16 protein-coding genes are annotated in these 18,545 nt (G+C 34.2%); 14 read left to right on the top strand and 2 right to left on the bottom strand.

Features of this window, described 5'->3' with window-relative positions; all coding sequences use genetic code 11:
• Positions 1–48: 48 nt before the first annotated feature.
• Positions 49–1,311, top strand: a complete 1,263-nt coding sequence (gene purD, locus AC1RPW_RS02530) for a phosphoribosylamine--glycine ligase (RefSeq protein WP_481761306.1) — start codon at positions 49–51, stop codon at positions 1,309–1,311.
• Between the two features lie 62 nt (positions 1,312–1,373).
• On the opposite strand, the gene AC1RPW_RS02525 is transcribed toward purD, so the two are convergent.
• On the bottom strand, positions 1,374–1,580 hold the full coding sequence (locus AC1RPW_RS02525; RefSeq protein ID WP_409022794.1) for a cold shock domain-containing protein: 207 nt from the start codon (positions 1,578–1,580) through the stop codon (positions 1,374–1,376).
• Positions 1,581–1,717: 137 nt separating this feature from the next.
• Between AC1RPW_RS02525 and AC1RPW_RS02520 the strand changes: the two genes are divergently transcribed.
• The 11 genes from AC1RPW_RS02520 (at position 1,718) to pyrE (ending at position 14,723) form a co-directional block, all read left to right on the top strand.
• The gene (locus AC1RPW_RS02520) at positions 1,718–3,376 is read left to right on the top strand and encodes a formate--tetrahydrofolate ligase (RefSeq protein ID WP_481761307.1); all 1,659 of its coding nucleotides are present in this window, start codon (positions 1,718–1,720) and stop codon (positions 3,374–3,376) included.
• A 22-nt stretch (positions 3,377–3,398) separates the two neighbouring features.
• Positions 3,399–3,842, top strand: coding sequence for a signal peptidase II (lspA, locus tag AC1RPW_RS02515; RefSeq protein ID WP_481761308.1), 444 nt, complete (start codon positions 3,399–3,401; stop codon positions 3,840–3,842).
• On the top strand, positions 3,839–4,744 hold the full coding sequence (locus AC1RPW_RS02510; protein ID WP_409022551.1) for an RluA family pseudouridine synthase: 906 nt from the start codon (positions 3,839–3,841) through the stop codon (positions 4,742–4,744). The genes lspA and AC1RPW_RS02510 overlap by 4 nt, the downstream gene beginning before the upstream one ends.
• A gap of 146 nt (positions 4,745–4,890) precedes the next feature.
• Positions 4,891–5,436: a bifunctional pyr operon transcriptional regulator/uracil phosphoribosyltransferase PyrR gene (pyrR, locus tag AC1RPW_RS02505; RefSeq protein WP_481761309.1), complete on the top strand. Its 546-nt coding sequence runs from the start codon at positions 4,891–4,893 to the stop codon at positions 5,434–5,436.
• Between the two features lie 136 nt (positions 5,437–5,572).
• On the top strand, positions 5,573–6,847 hold the full coding sequence (locus AC1RPW_RS02500) for a solute carrier family 23 protein (RefSeq protein ID WP_481761310.1): 1,275 nt from the start codon (positions 5,573–5,575) through the stop codon (positions 6,845–6,847).
• 14 nt (positions 6,848–6,861) lie between these two features.
• Positions 6,862–7,812 (top strand): aspartate carbamoyltransferase catalytic subunit, encoded by a 951-nt coding sequence (locus tag AC1RPW_RS02495; protein ID WP_481761311.1) that lies wholly within the window; start codon positions 6,862–6,864, stop codon positions 7,810–7,812.
• Complete coding sequence (locus AC1RPW_RS02490; protein ID WP_481761312.1) at positions 7,809–9,098, top strand: dihydroorotase; 1,290 nt, start codon at positions 7,809–7,811, stop codon at positions 9,096–9,098. The genes AC1RPW_RS02495 and AC1RPW_RS02490 overlap by 4 nt, the downstream gene beginning before the upstream one ends.
• Before the next feature lie 3 nt (positions 9,099–9,101).
• Positions 9,102–10,178 (top strand): carbamoyl phosphate synthase small subunit, encoded by a 1,077-nt coding sequence (locus AC1RPW_RS02485; RefSeq protein WP_481761313.1) that lies wholly within the window; start codon positions 9,102–9,104, stop codon positions 10,176–10,178.
• A gap of 2 nt (positions 10,179–10,180) precedes the next feature.
• Positions 10,181–13,366 carry a carbamoyl-phosphate synthase large subunit gene (gene carB / locus AC1RPW_RS02480; protein ID WP_481761314.1) on the top strand — a complete coding sequence of 1,062 codons (3,186 nt, stop codon included), beginning with the start codon at positions 10,181–10,183 and terminating at the stop codon, positions 13,364–13,366.
• Positions 13,367–13,382: 16 nt separating this feature from the next.
• Positions 13,383–14,096 carry an orotidine-5'-phosphate decarboxylase gene (pyrF, locus tag AC1RPW_RS02475; RefSeq protein WP_481761408.1) on the top strand — a complete coding sequence of 238 codons (714 nt, stop codon included), beginning with the start codon at positions 13,383–13,385 and terminating at the stop codon, positions 14,094–14,096.
• Positions 14,097–14,723 (top strand): orotate phosphoribosyltransferase, encoded by a 627-nt coding sequence (gene pyrE / locus AC1RPW_RS02470; RefSeq protein WP_481761315.1) that lies wholly within the window; start codon positions 14,097–14,099, stop codon positions 14,721–14,723. It abuts the gene before it with no gap.
• Between the two features lie 42 nt (positions 14,724–14,765).
• Here the strand turns inward: pyrE and AC1RPW_RS02465 are convergent, their stop codons facing one another.
• Positions 14,766–16,469, bottom strand: coding sequence for an NFACT RNA binding domain-containing protein (locus tag AC1RPW_RS02465; RefSeq protein WP_481761316.1), 1,704 nt, complete (start codon positions 16,467–16,469; stop codon positions 14,766–14,768).
• Positions 16,470–16,624: 155 nt separating this feature from the next.
• On the opposite strand from AC1RPW_RS02465, the gene AC1RPW_RS02460 reads away from it, so the two are divergent.
• Both AC1RPW_RS02460 and AC1RPW_RS02455 read left to right on the top strand, forming a co-directional pair.
• Positions 16,625–17,044, top strand: a complete 420-nt coding sequence (locus AC1RPW_RS02460; protein WP_481761317.1) for a MarR family winged helix-turn-helix transcriptional regulator — start codon at positions 16,625–16,627, stop codon at positions 17,042–17,044.
• A gap of 27 nt (positions 17,045–17,071) precedes the next feature.
• Positions 17,072–17,938 carry a DegV family protein gene (locus tag AC1RPW_RS02455; protein WP_481761318.1) on the top strand — a complete coding sequence of 289 codons (867 nt, stop codon included), beginning with the start codon at positions 17,072–17,074 and terminating at the stop codon, positions 17,936–17,938.
• Positions 17,939–18,545 lie beyond the last annotated feature (607 nt).

The following is an 18,545-nucleotide window of genomic DNA, read 5'->3' as shown; positions in this document are numbered from 1 at the left end:
GTTAAAATGAGTCTATCTTTTTAACCTATGAAAGGATTATTTTAAATAATGAAAATTTTAGTTATTGGTTCTGGCGGACGTGAACATGCCATCGCACGTAAATTTATTGAAAGTGATACTGTCTCAGATGTTTACTGTTTACCCGGAAACCCTGGGATGAATAACAACGGGATTAAATCTGTGGGTATTGATATCACTAATTGGATTGGCATGACAACCTTTGTCCGTGAAAATGACATTGATTGGACTTTTGTTGGACCAGAAATTCCACTGATAGATGGCATAACTGATTTTTTTCGTGAAGAAAACCTAGTTATATATGGGCCTTCAAAAGCCGCTGCCCAGTTAGAGGGGTCAAAGGAATTTGCGAAACAAGTTATGGCGTCAGCCAATATCCCGACAGCTAACTATCAGACATTTACCGATTACCAGACTGCATTAGATTATATGACGCACCAATCATTCCCAATAGTTATTAAAGCAAATGGATTAGCTGGTGGTAAGGGCGTTATTATTGCTCAAGATCTATCAGAAGCAACTGATGCTTTGCGTTCATTTTTAGTCCAACAACAATTTAATACAACAGAAGTATTAATTGAAGAGTACCTTGAGGGTGAAGAATTTTCATTGATGGCATTTATTGATCGAGATAAAGTTTATCCGATGCCAATTTCTCAAGACCATAAACGGGCATTTGAGGGAGATAATGGTCCTAATACCGGCGGAATGGGCGCATATTGTCCAGTTCCACAAATTTCAGAAGATGTTGTTACGGAATCAATTGAAAAAATTGTTCAGCCAACAGCGGATGAAATGATGAAACGTGGTATTCCATTCACAGGTATTTTATATGTGGGAGTAATTTTAACTAAAGACGGTCCAAAAGTAATTGAATACAATGTTCGGTTTGGCGACCCCGAAACTGAAGTCGTATTACCAAGATTAAAAACGGATTTTGCATTAGTTATTTCAAAATTATTGCAGCATGAAAGTCCATCTTTACAATGGGAAACAGAGGGAATCACTCTAGGTGTCGTTATTGCCGCTGATGGGTATCCAGAAAATCCTGAAAAAAATATTACATTACCCAATTTAAGTGACTTTAAGTCACTTTCCAACAGAATTGATTTTGCAGGTGTAAAATTAGTTGATAAGAAATTAGTTAGTGCAGGTGGACGCATTTATATTATGCATGAATCAGGCGTAGACATGGCAGATGCACAACAGAAACTTTATCAGTTAATTGCTGATTTTGAAGCACACAAAACATTTTACAGAATGGATATTGGTTATAGGGCGAATCTAAAATAAAAAAACGTTCATGTTTACTTATAGTACAAGTAAGCATGAACGTTTTATGAGTTTATGACAGATTAATTAGTGACAATTGAAACATTTGCGGCCTGTAAACCACGGCTACCTTCTTTAATTTCAAATGTTACATTTTGACCAGTTCCAAGTACTTTAAATGCGTCAGATTGTATAGCGGTATAATGGACAAATATCTCTTTTTCATCACCATAAGCAATGAATCCATAACCTTTTTGTGCGCTAAACCATTCAACAATGCCAGATTCCATATCAAACGCCTCCCAAAATTGGTCGTAAAGTTTAAGTACTTCTACAGTATAGGTAACTTTAACCAGTAGTGCAACTAATGACAATCGCAGTTTTCTCAGTTATACTTAAAAGAACTTAATATGAAGGGATGATCAATTTGAACGATATAGAAATTGCACAAAAAAACGTGATGAAACCAATCGAAGAAGTAGCTAACGAGATTGGTTTGAAAAAAACTGATATTGAACCATATGGTAATTTTAAGGCAAAAATAAACTTACCTTTAGATTTACCTAAAAATAAAAATTCTAAGTTAATTCTCGTTACAGCAATTAGTCCCACTCCAGCTGGAGAAGGTAAATCAACCGTAACAGTTGGTTTAGGGGATGCTATGCATCGTTTGAATGAGAAAGTTATGATTGCTCTCAGAGAACCTTCTTTAGGTCCTGTTATGGGGATGAAGGGTGGCGCAACTGGTGGTGGTTATTCTCAAGTTGTCCCAATGGAAGATATTAATTTACACTTTACAGGTGATATGCATGCTTTAACAACTGCAAATAATACACTTGCTGCTTTGATTGATAATCATATTCAGCAAGGTAACGATTTAAAAATTGATCAAAGACGTATCATTTGGAAACGAGTACTTGATATTAACGATCGTGCATTACGCCATGTTGTAGTAGGCCTTGGTGGCCCAATGCAAGGGATACCTAGAGAAGATGGATTTGATATTACAGTTGCCAGTGAATTAATGGCTATTTTGTGTTTGTCAAAAGATATTAAAGATCTAAAATCAAGAATCAGTGATATTGTTGTAGCATACAATATAGATAAAAAACCAATTACAGTTGCTGATTTAGGTGTAACTGGTGCAATTAGTTTGTTATTAAAAGATGCAATTAAACCTAATTTAGTTCAGACTTTAGAGCATACACCTGCCATTATTCACGGCGGACCTTTTGCTAATATCGCACATGGCTGTAATAGTGTTCTTGCAACACAAACTGCCTTACAATTGGGCGACTATGCAATTACGGAAGCGGGATTTGGGGCTGACTTAGGTGCTGAAAAATTTCTTGATATCAAAACACCAATCTTAGGTAAGACACCTGATACAATTGTTCTTGTTGCTACAATCCGCGCTTTGAAAATGCATGGCGGAGTTGCTAAAACTGAATTGAATACTGAAAATGTTGCTGCTTTAAAAGCAGGATTTGTTAATTTAAAGAAGCATGTTGAAAGTATGCAGCGTTATGGCATTCCAGTTGTTGTTGCTATTAACAAGTTTACTGCTGATACAGATCTTGAAGTCCAAACTTTGATTGAACTTACCTCTGAAATTGGTGTTTCCGCTATACCTGCAGATGTTTGGGGACAAGGTGGTGCCGGTGCTCTTGATTTAGCAAAAAAGGTGATTGAAACAACGAATGAGATTCATGAATTTAAAGCATTGTACGAGGCTGATGATTCTGCTGAAACTAAAATTGAAAAAATTGTTAAAACGATTTATGGTGGCGCTAAAGTTGAATATGCACCTAAAGCAAAACAGCAATTACGTCAGTTTAAAGAATTGGGATGGGATAAATTACCTATTTGTATGGCAAAAACACAGTATTCATTGTCAGATAATGCTAAACTGTTAGGAGCACCTACGGAATTTACAATTCATATACGTGAATTTAATCCTAAATTAGGATCGCGTTTCTTAGTTGCACTAACTGGAAATGTCCTAACGATGCCTGGATTACCTAAAGATCCAGCTGCAAATCATATGGATATTGACGATAATGGCCTAATTTCAGGGTTATATTAATTAAGAATTAAGAGGATTTAATATGATTTTATATGCATTATTAGCAATAATTATTTTAGTTGTAGATCAAGTAGTGAAATACGTGGTTTCAGCTAATATTGCGTTGAACACGAGTCAAACAGTTATACCTAATTTTTTATCGATTGCTAATATTAGAAACGATGGTGCAGCTTGGAGTTTACTGGCTGGAAAACAATGGTTCTTTTTTATTGTTTCTGTTTTAGCATTAGGATTAATGATTTATTACTTTTATAAATATAGAACAAACATGGGCTATAAGTTCAGCATTACATTGATGATTGCTGGAACATTAGGCAACTTTATTGATCGATTGAGATTTGGTTATGTTGTTGATATGTTTCAAACAGATTTTGTTAACTTTCCAATTTTTAACGTGGCGGATACTGCGTTAACAGTTGGCGTTATCATTTTATTAATAATTGTTTTAAAGGAAGACGATAAATGACAGAATTAGTAATTCAAGATGAGACAGGACGTCTCGATAAGGTTATTGCGAAGTTAATGCCTGAAATATCTAGATCAAAAGTACAACGCTGGATTGAAAGTGGCGATATTTTAGTTAATGGTAAAACAGAAAAGACTAAATATGCCGTCCAACCAGGAGATAAAATTAATTTAGTAGAACCTGAACCAGTTGAGTTAGATTTAATACCACAAGATATCCCATTAGACATTGTTTATGAAGATGATGATGTTATTGTTGTGAATAAACCGCAAGGTATGGTTGTTCATCCATCACCGGGGCATGCAGATGGTACATTAGTTAATGCATTATTATTCCATAGTCCTTTATCAACAATTAATGGTGCCTTTAGACCAGGAATTGTTCATCGAATTGATAAGGATACTTCTGGACTTTTAATGGTTGCTAAAAATGATAAAGCACATCAATCATTAGCTGCTCAATTGAAAGCAAAAACGAATATTCGTGAATATATTGCTTTAGTACACCAACCGATTAAAGAAGAATCAGGAATTATTAAAGCACCACTCGGTCGTTCACCAAAAGATCGTATGAAGCAAGCGGTTGTTAAAGATGGACGTCCAGCAGTGACACATTTTAAAGTGGAAAAAAATTATGAAAACTACTCACTTATTAAGTGTCAGTTAGAAACAGGTCGTACACATCAAATTCGTGTTCACATGCAATATATTGGGCACCCAGTTGTAGGTGATCCCTTATATGGGTCACGTAAAACAATTAAAGGGCATGGTCAATTTTTACATGCAGCTAAGCTTGGATTTAAGCATCCAACAACGGGTAAAGAGCTTATTTTTGAAGTACCAATCCCACCTATTTTTAAAAGTACGCTGGATTATCTTGACAAAACAAACGCTATCAGGTAACATGAAAATCAATAAAGTTCCTTTAAAATAGTCCTGTGAGACTAAAAGGTAATGTGCGAATAGATTTCTTTTCTAGAAGTCTGCCTCTTAGTCTAAGTATTTTTAGATTAGGGGGCTTTTTTATTGGAAAAAAGGAGGAATACTAGATGGCAAAAGAAGTAGTAGATTCGTTAGGTATGAAACGTGCTTTAACCAGAATGACATACGAAATTATTGAAAAGAATAAAGGTATTGATAATCTGGTACTGATTGGAATCAAAACAAGAGGCATCTATTTAGCAAGACGAATTGCGGATCGCTTAAAACAACTTGAAGGTGCTGATGTTTCAGTGGGTTCACTAGATATTGCACTTTATCGTGATGACCGACATGATGCAAGTTTAGGTAATGAACCAACTGTTAATACGCAAGGTGAACAAATTGATTTTGATATTACAGGTAAGCAAGTTATATTAATTGATGATGTTTTATATACTGGACGTACAATTAGAGCTGCACTTGATGCTTTAATGGATCAAGGAAGACCTCAAACTATTAATTTAGCCGTTCTTGTTGATCGAGGCCATAGAGAATTACCAATAAGAGCTGATTATGTTGGGAAAAATATTCCTACCTCGTCAGATGAACAAGTATCAGTTTCAGTAGAAGAAATTGATGGCAAAGACTCAATTGAAATTGAAAGAATTAAATAATAAATCGTTAAGATGTTCCAGAGAGAGCAAACGATTTAGAAATCTATTAGGGAATAACGTAGGCCCAAACTAGATTTCAACTTCGAACGCATCTCTCTATAGAGGTGCGTTTTTTATATAGAAAGGAAATGAGAAAATGAAAGAAAAGTTTAGAAATGATGATGCTGTACTTGATATCCATGATAGACCATCATTTGGGCAATGGATGGGATTATCAATTCAACATTTGTTCACGATGTTTGGAGCAACAGTTTTAGTACCTATTCTAGTCGGTTTGAACCCAAGTATTGCTTTATTTAGTTCAGGTGTAGGTACTTTGGTTTATATCGGAATTACAAATGGTAAAATTCCAGCTTACCTTGGTTCAAGTTTTGCTTTTATTGCGGTTATGCAAATGTTAATGAAAACATCCGGTTATCCGGCGGTTGCTCAAGGAACGATTGCAGCTGGATTAGTTTATCTGATTGTTTCAATTATTATCGGAAAAGTTGGTTCAGGTTGGCTTGATCGTATTTTACCACCAGTTGTCGTGGGGCCAGTTGTCATGGTCATCGGATTATCTATGGCAACAACAGCAGCAAGTAACGCGATGTTAAAATCGGGTACTTATGATATTAAATATGTTTGGGTCGCAATCTTCACCCTGGCCATTACAATATTTTTCAATATGTATCTTAAAGGATTCATTAGTTTAATTCCCATTTTATTAGGAATTGTCTGTGGCTACATTATGGCCGTCTTATGTGGAATCGTTGATTTTTCTACGGTAGAAAAGGCAAATTGGCTTACATTACCTGCATTCGATGTTGCATTTATAAATTACCAACCTAAAATTTATTGGAGCGCCATTATTGGTATGGCACCAATCGCATTTGTCACAATGACTGAGCATATGGGTCATATAATGGTTTTAAATAAATTAACGAAAAGAAACTTTTTCAAGGATCCTGGACTAAATAGAACCCTTTTCGGTGATGGTGTATCATCAATTATTGCTGGATTTGTTGGAGGTCCTCCAACAACTTCGTACGGTGAAAATATTGGTGTTTTAGCCATGACTAAGGTTCATAGTATTTGGGTGATTGGTGGCGCCGCATTCTTCGCCATTGTCTTTAGTTTCGTTGGAAAAATTAGTGCTTTGATTCAAAGTATTCCAGGACCAGTTATTGGTGGTATTAGTTTTCTACTCTTTGGTGTTATTGCTTCAAGTGGGTTAAGAATCTTAATCGATAATCAAATTGATTATGATAAAAAGCATAATCTGATGATTACTGCCAGTATCCTAGTGTTAGGAATTGGTGGCATGTACTTAAAAGTAGGCGATTTACAATTAACAAGTATTGCACTTGCAACAGTAGTAGGTATTGCACTAAACCTTATTTTACCTAAAGAAGCTAAAAGCGAAAAATAATAGGAGATGATATTTTGTTAGATAAAAAGACAAATTTAGTTCAGTTACAACATTTAGTATCAATCGAGGATCTATCTACAGAAGAAGTTGAAGCATTAATTGAAAGAGCTGAAAAGTTTAAACGAAATCCGTCATTATTTAACTTAAAACATCCTATCTTTACAACAAATTTATTTTTTGAAAATAGTACCAGAACACATAGTAGCTTTGAAGTAGCTGAGCAACGTATGAAATTAAACATTGTCTCATTTAATCCAAGTATTAGTGCACTCAGTAAAGGTGAAACTTTATACGATACTGTTTTAACAATGGGTGCTATTGGGACTCAAATCGCAGTTATCCGCCATCCTGAGAATGAATATTATCAACAATTAATTGGTGATAATGATTTGGGAGTTGGTATTATCAATGGTGGAGATGGGAGTGGACAACATCCTTCACAATGTTTACTCGATATGATGACGATTAAAGAAGAGTTTGGGACATTTAAAGACTTAAAAGTTGCAATTGTAGGAGATTTAACTAATTCGAGAGTTGCTAAAAGTAATATGCAATTATTAAAAAAATTAGGTGCTTCATTATACTTTTCAGGTCCAAAGGAATGGTTTTCTGAAGAATTTGAAGCATACGGTCAGTATTTAGAAATGGACGAATTAGTTGGTGAAGTTGATGTTATGATGATGCTACGTGTCCAACATGAGCGTCATACGGATGATAGTAAATTTTCGAAAAAGAATTATCATGAAAAATTTGGATTAAGTATTGAACGCGGTAAAAAATTAAAAAAACAAACAATTATTATGCATCCGGGTCCGATTAATAGAGATGTAGAATTAGCCAGTGAATTAGTTGAATGTGAACAATCACGATTTGTAAAACAAATGACGAATGGGGTATTTGTTAGAATGGCCATTTTAGAAGCTGTCATTAACGGACGTCATTTAATGGAGGCTAATAGAGCATGAAGAAATTAATTAAAAACGGAACCGTTTTTTTGAATCATAGTTTTAGCCAACAAGATATCTTGATTGAAGACGACAAAATTAAAGCAATTGGCACTAATTTAGCTGATGAACTGTTAAATGTTGATTTAGTTATTGATGCAGAACATTTAATTGTTGTACCCGGGTTAATTGACGTTCATGTCCATTACAGGGAACCTGGATTTGAATACAAAGAGACGATTAAGACAGGAAGTCAGGCCGCTGCCCGAGGTGGTTTTACCACAGTAGGAGCCATGCCTAATTTAGATCCTGTTCCTGATACGTTAGAACATTTTGCTGAAATAAAGCGACGTAATCAAAAAGACGGACAAGTACATATTTCCCAATATGCTGCAATTACCAAAGGTAGAACTTCTGAAGAATTAGTAAATTTTGGAGAATTAAAAAAAGCCGGGGCATTCGCCTTTACAAATGATGGCTCAGGTATTCAGACAGCTGGAACAATGTATCTTGCAATGAAAGAAGCAGTAAAGGTTAATTTACCACTTGTCTCTCATGTTGAAGATAACTCATTATTATTTGGTGGCGTCATGAACGAAGGTGTTCGTGCAAAAAATCTAGGGCTACCTGGTATTATGGGGGTTGTAGAATCATCACAATTAGCCCGAGATTTAATGCTTGCACAAAAAACGGGTGTTCACTATCATATGTGTCACGTTTCTACAAAAGAAAGTGTGGAATTAATTCGACTTGCTAAGAGTCATGGAATTAATGTTTCCTGTGAAGTTTCACCACATCATTTATTATTAACGGATTCAGACATTCATATGGATAATGGTAATTTTAAAATGAACCCCCCATTACGAACTGAAGAAGATCGCCTAGCTTTGATCGAGGGATTATTAGATGGCACAATCGATATGATTGCGACAGATCATGCACCACATAGTGAAGATGAAAAACGCGGTAGCATGCTTAATGCCGCTTTTGGTATAACTGGAAGTGAAACGGCCTTTCCGTTGTTATATACAAGAATGGTTAAAACAGGGATTTTAACATTAGCCCAACTTATTGTTCTAATGAGTGAAGCGCCAGCCAAACAGTTTAATCTAAATGGTGGTACGTTTGAGCCTGGTTCAGTAGCAGATATTGCAATTTTTGATATCAAAAATGAGCAAACAATTAATGAAGCAGATTATGTCTCAAAAGGTAAAAATAGTCCTTTTACAGGGCAAAAAATTTATGGGAAAACAATGTTAACGCTAGTTAGCGGTGAAATCAAATATGATAGTCGAAAGGTTGAGTAAATCATGAAACGATTCTTAATTTTAGAAGACGGAAGTATTTTTAAAGGATTTAGTTTTGGAGCAATGGCCTCAACTACTGGCGAAGTCGTTTTTACGACTGGAATGACAGGGTACCAAGAAACGATTACAGATCAATCATTCAGTAATCAAATTATCACGTTTACTAATCCTATTATTGGTAATTATGGTGTTAATTTGGATGATTATGAATCAATAGAACCTTCATGCAAGGGCGTTATCGTTAATAATGTTGCTAGGGTTTCTAGCAATTGGCGTCAACAATTAACCTTAGATGAATTTTTAAAACAGAAGGATATTCCTGGAATATATGGCATTGATACACGCGAATTAACAAAGAAATTACGAAATGTAGGAACGATGAAAGGAAGCATTATTGATTCCGATGCTGATTTAAATCATGCCTTTGATGCAATGAGTGCAACTGTACTCAACCAAAATATCGTCCAACAAGTTTCAACGATTAAACCCTATCCTAATCCTGGAACAAAATTAAACATTGTATTAGTCGATTTTGGGTTAAAGCACAGTATTTTGCGAGAGTTATCTAAGCGTGATTGCAACGTAATTGTTTTACCGTATAATGCAACTGCAAAACAAATATCTGATTTACAACCTGATGGTGTCCTATTATCGAATGGGCCAGGGGATCCCAAAACTTTACCGGAGGTTGTTGAGATGATCAAAATGATACAACCTAAATTTCCGATTTTTGGTATTTGTTTAGGACATCAGTTACTAGCACTAGCAAACGGTGCAGATACATATAAAATGAAATTCGGACATCGTGGATTTAATCATCCGGTTAGAGAAATTGCAACTGGACGAATTGATTTCACCTCACAAAATCATGGATTTGCGGTGGATAGCGATTCTATCGATTCAGATAAACTGATAGTGACACATCGTGAAATTAATGACGAGTCTGTTGAAGGAATTAAACATAAAACTGATCCAGCATTTAGTGTCCAATTTCATCCGGATGCTGCGCCTGGTCCACATGATGCAGATTATTTATTTGATGAATTTATTGAAATGATAAACCGAGTTGGGAGAAAATAAATATGCCTAAGAGAAATGATATCCATAAAATAATGGTTCTTGGATCTGGTCCTATTATTATTGGTCAGGCCGCAGAGTTTGATTATTCTGGTACACAAGCTTGTTTATCTTTAAAAGAAGAGGGTTACGAAGTTGTTTTAGTGAATTCCAATCCAGCTACAATTATGACGGATAAAGAAGTTGCAGACGAAGTGTACATTGAACCTTTAACGGTAGAATCAGTTTCAGGTATTTTACGTAAAGAGTATCCAGATGCCATTGTACCAACTTTAGGTGGTCAAATTGGCCTTAATTTAGCTATGGAATTGTCTCAATCAGGTATATTAGATGAATTAAACATTGAATTATTAGGTACTAAATTAAAATCAATTGATCAAGCTGAAGATCGTGAACAATTTAAACAATTAATGCAAGAGTTAAATGAACCCGTTCCGGAATCACTAACTGTTGAAACCTTAGAGAGTGCGCTAGAATTTGCAGATATTGCAGGATACCCAGTTATTGTTAGACCTGCATTTACAATGGGTGGGACTGGTGGTGGTCTATGTAAAACAGCTGAAGAACTTAGTAAAACGGTTGTTAATGGATTAGAGCTATCACCAACAACACAATGCTTGATAGAAAAGAGTATTGCAGGATACAAGGAAATTGAATTTGAGGTTATGCGAGACCACGCTGATAATGCAATTGTTGTTTGTAGCATGGAAAATTTTGATCCTGTTGGTATTCATACAGGAGACTCTATTGTCTTTGCACCAACTCAAACCTTATCTGATAGAGAGTATCAGATGTTACGAGACGTATCCTTGAAATTAATTAGGGCCTTAAAAATAGAAGGTGGTTGTAATGTACAACTTGCTCTAGATCCTCATAGTTTTAAATATAATATTATAGAAGTTAATCCGCGTGTAAGTCGTTCATCAGCATTAGCTTCAAAAGCAACGGGATACCCAATTGCGAAGATAGCTGCCAAAATAGCAGTTGGATTGAATTTAGATGAGATTTTAAATCCAGTGACTAAAACAACTTTTGCTGAATTCGAACCAGCATTGGACTACGTTGTTGCTAAAATACCACGTTGGCCATTTGATAAGTTCAATCGAGCAAATCGTTCACTTGGAACGCAAATGAAGGCAACTGGTGAGGTTATGGCAATTGGTCGTAATATGGAAGAAAGCTTGTTAAAAGCAGTTCGATCTTTAGAAATTGATGAAGATTACTTGTGCTTAGATAATGCTCAAAATGCAACTGACTCCCAACTTGAAAACCAGTTGGTTAATGCAACTGACCAGAGATTGTTTTATTTAACAGAAGCAATACGTCGCGGGTACACAATTGAAGAAATTGAAAAACTAACAAAAATAAATTTAGTCTTTTTGGATAAATTAAAACACATAGTCGAAATTGAAATGTCGCTAAGTATCAATATTAAAGATATTGACGTCCTTATTGAAGCTAAAAAACATGGTTTTAGTGATAAAGTTATTGCTGATATTTGGCACGAAACTTCGGAGGATATTAGAAAGTTTAGAATAGAAAATAATATTATTCCAGTTTATAAAATGGTTGATACCTGTGCTGCGGAATTTGAATCAGCCACACCATACTTTTATAGTACGTACGAACATGAGAATGAGAGTTTAAAGAGTAAAAAACAAGCAATTATGGTTATTGGTTCTGGTCCCATTAGAATTGGTCAAGGTGTTGAATTTGATTACGCAACAGTTCATTGTGTTAGAGCTATCCGTGACGCAGGATATGAAGCAATTATCATGAATAGTAATCCAGAAACCGTTTCAACTGATTTTTCAATCGCTGATAAATTATATTTTGAACCATTAACATTGGAAGATGTTTTAAATGTGATTGATGTTGATAAACCTTTAGGTGTAATCGTTCAGTTTGGTGGACAGACAGCAATTAATCTTGCTGCGGGATTACAACAGTATGGCATTAAAATATTAGGAACGTCTGTTAACAATTTGGATCGTGCTGAGGATAGAGAGTCATTCAACCGAGCGATTAAGCATCTAGGATTAAAACAACCCATTGGTAAGACTGCAATAACACAAGAAGATGTGCTTAAGCGAGCAACAGAAATCGGTTATCCCGTTCTTGTTAGACCTAGCTATGTTTTAGGTGGACGTGCAATGGAGATTGTTCAAAATCAGGTTGAACTCGAATTATATTTGCTAAATAACGTTAAAATCGCACCACAACATCCAATCTTAATTGATAGTTATCTTGAAGGTATTGAGTGTGAAGTAGATGCAATTTGTGATGGTGTTTCTGTCTTAATTCCAGGAATTATGGAGCATATTGAACATGCTGGAATTCATTCAGGCGACTCAATGGCTGTATATCCATCACAACATCTATCAGACAAGATTAAAGCAGAAATCGTTAATGCAACTAAAAAGATTGCACTTGAACTAAAATGTGTGGGATTAATGAACCTTCAATTTATTGTGCATCAAGATGAACTTTATATTTTAGAAGTTAATCCACGTGCCAGTCGTACCGTTCCATTTTTAAGTAAAGTAACAGGTATTAAAATGACCCAGGTAGCGACTAAAATTATATTAGGTTATGATTTGCAAGAACAAGGTTACCAGGATGGTTTATACCCAGAATCTAGTTCTGTTCATGTAAAAGCGCCTGTGTTCTCATTTAGTAAATTGAATGATGTTGATCCATTTCTAGGACCAGAAATGAAATCAACCGGGGAAGTTATGGGAACGGATCAAACATTTTCTAAAGCACTCTGCAAAGCATTAGTAGCCGCTAATATTAGTTTATCAGGTAATGGTTCCGTATTAGTAAATGTTAACGACAAAAATAAAAATGCTATATTACCACTTGTTCAACGATTTGTTTTACTTGGTTACAAAGTTTTAACATTACCAAAAATGGTTGATTTCTTTTTAGATAATCAGATTAAAACGTTTACCAGTACAGAGGCATTAAGCGTTAACCGACAATTAGATGATATTAATAATTTGTTACAAACTGGAACCGTTCAATTTGTTATCGATACACTATCAGATGATCACGATAAAGCATCATATGGTTATCAAACGCGTAAAATATCAGTAATGCAACATATTCCATTGTTTACATCTTTACAAACTGTTGATGTACTTATTCAAGCGTTAGAAAGCCAGTCATTTTCAGTAGCAGCACTATAAAAATTAAGGGGAGTAGATAATGATTAATCGACCTATCATTGCTTTAGATTTTCAGAATAGAATGCAAACGACAGATTTTTTACAGTTATTTCCTCAAGATGAACAACTATTTGTTAAAGTTGGTATGGAATTGTTTTACAGTGAAGGAACTCGTTTTGTTGAAGAATTAATTGATCAGGGGCATGACATTTTTCTTGATTTAAAATGTCATGATATTCCAAATACTGTTCGGCAAACTATGACCAGTTTAAGTCGACTAGGTATTTCATTAACAACAGTCCATGCGGCTGGTGGCGTTGAAATGATGAAATATGCATTAGATGGATTAGACCAAGGTAATTCCTCAATAAAAATGCCGAAAATAATCGCAATTACACAATTAACTTCTACCAGCCAAGAACAACTAGAAACGGAACAATTGGTTGAACGACCATTAATTGAAAGTGTCGTTAATTACGCTAAGTTAACAGAATTAGCTGGATTAGCGGGTGTTGTTTGTTCAGCACAAGAAGCTAAAATAATTAAGGAAGCAACTTCCAAAAACTTTTTGGCAGTCACACCTGGAATACGATTGGAAGGGCAGGCAGTAAGTGATCAAAAAAGAGTAATGACACCAGCTGCTGCAAAAAGAAATCAAAGTAGCGCCATCGTTGTCGGACGATCAATAACGCAAGCAGTAGATCCGTTTGCTGCTTACCAAGCAATCAAAAAAATGTGGGAGGAAGCTTAAATGAATTTAGCAGAGACAGTTGCCAGTGATTTATTAGAGATTGGTGCCGTAACTTTATCGCCAAAGAAGCCGTTTATTTGGGCAAGTGGACTAAAAAGTCCAATTTATTGTGATAATCGGTTAACGATTAGTTATCCTGAAATTCGTACTAGAATCGCTAAAGGCATAGCAGGTATTATTCGTGAAAAATATCCTGATACAGAGGTAATTGCAGGAACGGCAACTGCAGGAATACCCCATGCAGCATGGATTGCTAATGAATTAAATTTACCGTTAATTTATGTTAGAACAAAGCCTAAAGATCATGGTACTGGTCAACAAATTGAAGGACGATTAATCAAAGGACAAAAAACTATTTTAATTGATGATCTCATTTCAACTGGTGGAAGTGTTATTCAAGCAGTTAATGCAGCAAAAAATGAAGGCGCTGATGTTCTAGGTGTCATCGGTATTTTTAGTTATGAACTAGCGGCAAGTACGACAAATTTTGCTGATATTAAAACACCTTTTGAGACATTAACTAATTATTCAACACTTATTAAAGTAGCTAAGGAACAAGAAAAAATTAATTCTGATGAAAAATTATTATTGGATAAATGGCGTATCAATCCAAGTAATTGGTTATAGTAAAAAAGTTTCAACTAAGAATAATTTCTTAGTTGAAACTTTTTATTTACGACGCATAGCCATAATTTTTTGTAAGTCTGGTGTAATAAAGGTTGAGTTTTGACCTTCGTAGACAACAAAACCTGGCTTTGAGCCATTGGGCTTTTTAATCCGTTTAACTTGGATATAATCTACTGGAACAGATGCTGATTGACGATATTTTGAGAAATAAGCAGCTAAGTTAGCCGCTTCTGTGACTGTTTCATCACTAGGATTAGAACTGTGAATAATTACATGGGAACCAGGAATGTTTTTAGCATGTAGCCAGATGTCAGATTTATTGGCTGTCTTCATGGTTAGTTGATCATTTTGAAGATTATTCTTACCAACAGAGATAAGGGTTCCATCTGTTGCATAATATTCATCTGGTTTACTTATTTTAATTTTAATTGCTTTTTTATTTTTATTCAATTTTTGTTCTTTTAATAAACCTTGTTGTTGTAATTCAACCTTAATATCTGGTAAGTCTTTAGGTTCAGCTAACTCGATTTCTGATTGAATTTCTTCTAAGTAAGCAATTTCTTTTTTATTTAGGAGAAGTTGCTCATTAACAAATATAACTGCATTCTTTTGTTTTTGATATTTTTTAAAATATTTTTGTGCATTTTTTGAAGGTGAAATTTGATTGGATAATTGAATGGTCATTTCTTTTTCATTATCATAGAAATTAGGTAATGAAACTTCTGTCATTCCTTGTTTAACTAAGTGAAGATAAGTAGTTAATAATTCACCTTGGACCCGTAATTGATCCGCTGTTTCAGTATTTTTTAAAGTTTTTTCTAATTTTTTTTGTTTACCACGGTTCTTTTTGAGCTCATTTTTAACAACGCGGATTAAATGGCTACCTTGTTGTTGAACGCGGTCTTTATTTGCTTTATCGAGATAGTAAGTATCCAGCATTTCGCTTAATGAATCGAATTCTTGACCAGTACCAATTTCTTTATTTGGAATGGCCGAAAAATCAAGACGTTTGCCAGATAAAATAGTTGGTGTCGGTGTATCAAATTGTGTGAAGAAAGTTGACCAGCTGACACTAGGGTCTTCAACATTAGTATGAAGTGCAGTTGCAAGATCTAAACTAGATTGACCAGCGAGACCTTGATAGCTATTTTGAAGTTCCTTCGCTAGGACTTCCTTATTTGGAAACTCGGATAAAAGTTTTTTAAATGTATCAGTTGTATCTGTAAATGGATTTAATTTATCTTGAGCTGGTGGCTGACGATAGGTTGCACCAGGTATTAGCATACGATATCGATTTTGGTCTGAACTAATATGTTTAATGGTATCCAAAACCTTATCATTAGTTGGATTAATTAGTAGACAATTACTATAACGTCCCATCATTTCTAAACTTAAAATTAGAGGTTGTTCATCACCAAGTTCATTTCTAGTTAAAAATGAAAAATTAATAATACGATCATTAGCAATCTGATCAATTGCTACAAGTTGACCGCTCTCTAAATATTTACGAAGCATCATAGTAAAATTAGTTGGTGTTTTAGGATTTGAATAGGGAATATTTGTAATTTGTGCACGAGCATAACTTGAATGTGCAGATAATAGTAAGGGTTGATTCTTTCTATTTGCACGAATTGTAATAATAACCTCATTAGGGTAGGGTTGTGATATTTTTGAGACCCGACCACCGATTAGTTTGGTTCTTAGTTCACTAATCATTGCATGAGTAAAAACGCCATCAAATGACATTTAATCAACTCACTTTCTATAAAATATGTTTAATAACTACAAGTGTAACGTTTTAAACGATAAATCGCAAAGAATCATTATTGAATAGTTTTCTTGCCATTTTTAGTCTATATATTGTATAATGCAAGGTATATCGAATTTAAGGGGTCAACAAAATGAAAACAAGTCTTGAAAACTTACTATCAATTGATAAACAGTATAAAGTGATTTTACAACGTTTAACTAAAAAAAATCAATTAACAATATCTGAGTGGCAGTTATTAAAGAAAATAAGTGCTAAATTTAACACACAGGAAAAATTGGCCGTAGAAACAGATCTAGATATCTCAACACTAAGTCGACAATTAAAACGCTTAGTTGAAAAAGAAATGCTTGATAAGCATAGTATCGGTGACGATAAACGCCAATTGATTTATACAATGACTGAAATCGGCGTTGAGTCGTCAAAAGCAGTTGATAAAGGTTTTACTGAACTTGAAGCAACTATTTTTGAAAAGTGGCCAGAAGATGAACAAAATTTATTAAGAATATTATTAAATCGCTTAGACAAAAGTCTAACGAGGACTGACGTTTAAACCGTCATAAAATGAGGTGTTTAATTAATGAAAATAGCAATTGTAACAGATAGTACTTCGTACCTATCTAAAGATCAGATTGAAGAGAACAATATTACTATAATTCCTATCCCAGTCATTATTGACAATAAAATTTATAATGAAGGCGTTGATATTACAACTGAAGGATTCTATGAAAAATTAAAGACATCTGCATCCTTTCCAAGTACCTCACAGCCTTCTGTTGGGGAAATGATTAACTTATATGATAAATTAGGTAGCGAAGGCTATGATATTATTTTAAGTATTCATTTAACAAATACAATTTCAGGATTTATTGATAATTTAAAAAATATAGCACCAACAATTGAGTCAACTCGTGTGATACCGTATGATTCTGGTATCACAGTTATGTTAATGGGATATTTAGCTTTGGAAGCTGCTAAAATGGCTAAAGAAGATGCCTCTATCGATGATATCATTGCCCGATTAGATGATTTGAAGACAACGTTAGGTGAATATTTCATTGTTGATGATTTGCAAAATCTTGTACGAGGCGGTCGTTTGTCTAATGCTTCAGCCTTTATTGGAAGTGTTCTTAAAATTAAGCCAATTTTAACATTTGATAGTGTTTCAAATAAAATTGTTGCATTTGAAAAGATTAGATCAACTAAGAAGGCAATTAAGCGTGTAGAAGATTTATTTGAAGAGCATCGTGCATCTGTTGATTATCCTTTACGTGGACTTATTATTCATGCAAATGATGAAACGTCAGCAATTAAGTGGCAGACTAAAATGAAGAAGAAATATCCTGATATGACATTTGATATCAGTTACTTTGGACCAGTCATTGGGACACATTTAGGTGAAAAAGCATTAGCATTAGCGTGGATTAAAGACTTTGATCAAGCTTAAGAGTTATTAAAACTAACAACCGGTTTAATCGGTTGTTAGTTTTTTGTTTTCAAATAATAATTAAGATGTAACTGTGACTAGATAATAGTATGTCGGAGAAAATAATTTTAAGTTAATAGATAAAGTTTAAAAGCATCAAATGAGTGGTAAATTGAGACTTATCATATTAACACTATCCAACTTTAGTTAAAACACACAATTTAATGAAAGTTTAGTAGCGCAATATCTTACTGATTTTAAACAAGTCTATTTAAATTATCATTCGTTTTGTATTTGTATCTCGCTCATTTTATTTTATGTAAATATAATTTGTTCATCATAAAATATATTTACAATTATTATTCTCCAATAAATTATATAATTAACACTAATATTTGTAGATACATATCAAGCATGACGACCATAATTTGCCAAATTATGGTATTAGCTATATAAGGATTACTTAAAATCTAAAGTATTAAATATATTAGTTATTTTGTGAATAAACACTAATTTTAAATAATATGTATCATACTGTTTGATATAAGAACATTTTGCGTTCAACTTTCATTAAAGTTGAATTGTAACTCTTTAATGTGTTATTCTCTACGTATTAAACTATCCGTTA

Source organism: Dellaglioa sp. CoH-55-MRSF-8 (genome assembly GCF_056782195.1).
Note: the sequence above shows the minus strand (reverse complement) of the source record. Positions and strands in the feature narration are given on the sequence as shown.

Coding starts and splice junctions, on each gene's coding strand:
- purD (WP_481761306.1), top strand. CDS start 49: ATGAAAATTTTAGTTATTGGTTCTGGCGGACGTGAACATGCCATCGCA.
- AC1RPW_RS02525 (WP_409022794.1), bottom strand. CDS start 1,580: ATGGAATCTGGCATTGTTGAATGGTTTAGCGCACAAAAAGGTTATGGA.
- lspA (WP_481761308.1), top strand. CDS start 3,399: ATGATTTTATATGCATTATTAGCAATAATTATTTTAGTTGTAGATCAA.
- AC1RPW_RS02510 (WP_409022551.1), top strand. CDS start 3,839: ATGACAGAATTAGTAATTCAAGATGAGACAGGACGTCTCGATAAGGTT.
- pyrR (WP_481761309.1), top strand. CDS start 4,891: ATGGCAAAAGAAGTAGTAGATTCGTTAGGTATGAAACGTGCTTTAACC.
- AC1RPW_RS02500 (WP_481761310.1), top strand. CDS start 5,573: ATGAAAGAAAAGTTTAGAAATGATGATGCTGTACTTGATATCCATGAT.
- AC1RPW_RS02490 (WP_481761312.1), top strand. CDS start 7,809: ATGAAGAAATTAATTAAAAACGGAACCGTTTTTTTGAATCATAGTTTT.
- AC1RPW_RS02485 (WP_481761313.1), top strand. CDS start 9,102: ATGAAACGATTCTTAATTTTAGAAGACGGAAGTATTTTTAAAGGATTT.
- carB (WP_481761314.1), top strand. CDS start 10,181: ATGCCTAAGAGAAATGATATCCATAAAATAATGGTTCTTGGATCTGGT.
- pyrE (WP_481761315.1), top strand. CDS start 14,097: ATGAATTTAGCAGAGACAGTTGCCAGTGATTTATTAGAGATTGGTGCC.
- AC1RPW_RS02465 (WP_481761316.1), bottom strand. CDS start 16,469: ATGTCATTTGATGGCGTTTTTACTCATGCAATGATTAGTGAACTAAGA.
- AC1RPW_RS02460 (WP_481761317.1), top strand. CDS start 16,625: ATGAAAACAAGTCTTGAAAACTTACTATCAATTGATAAACAGTATAAA.
- AC1RPW_RS02455 (WP_481761318.1), top strand. CDS start 17,072: ATGAAAATAGCAATTGTAACAGATAGTACTTCGTACCTATCTAAAGAT.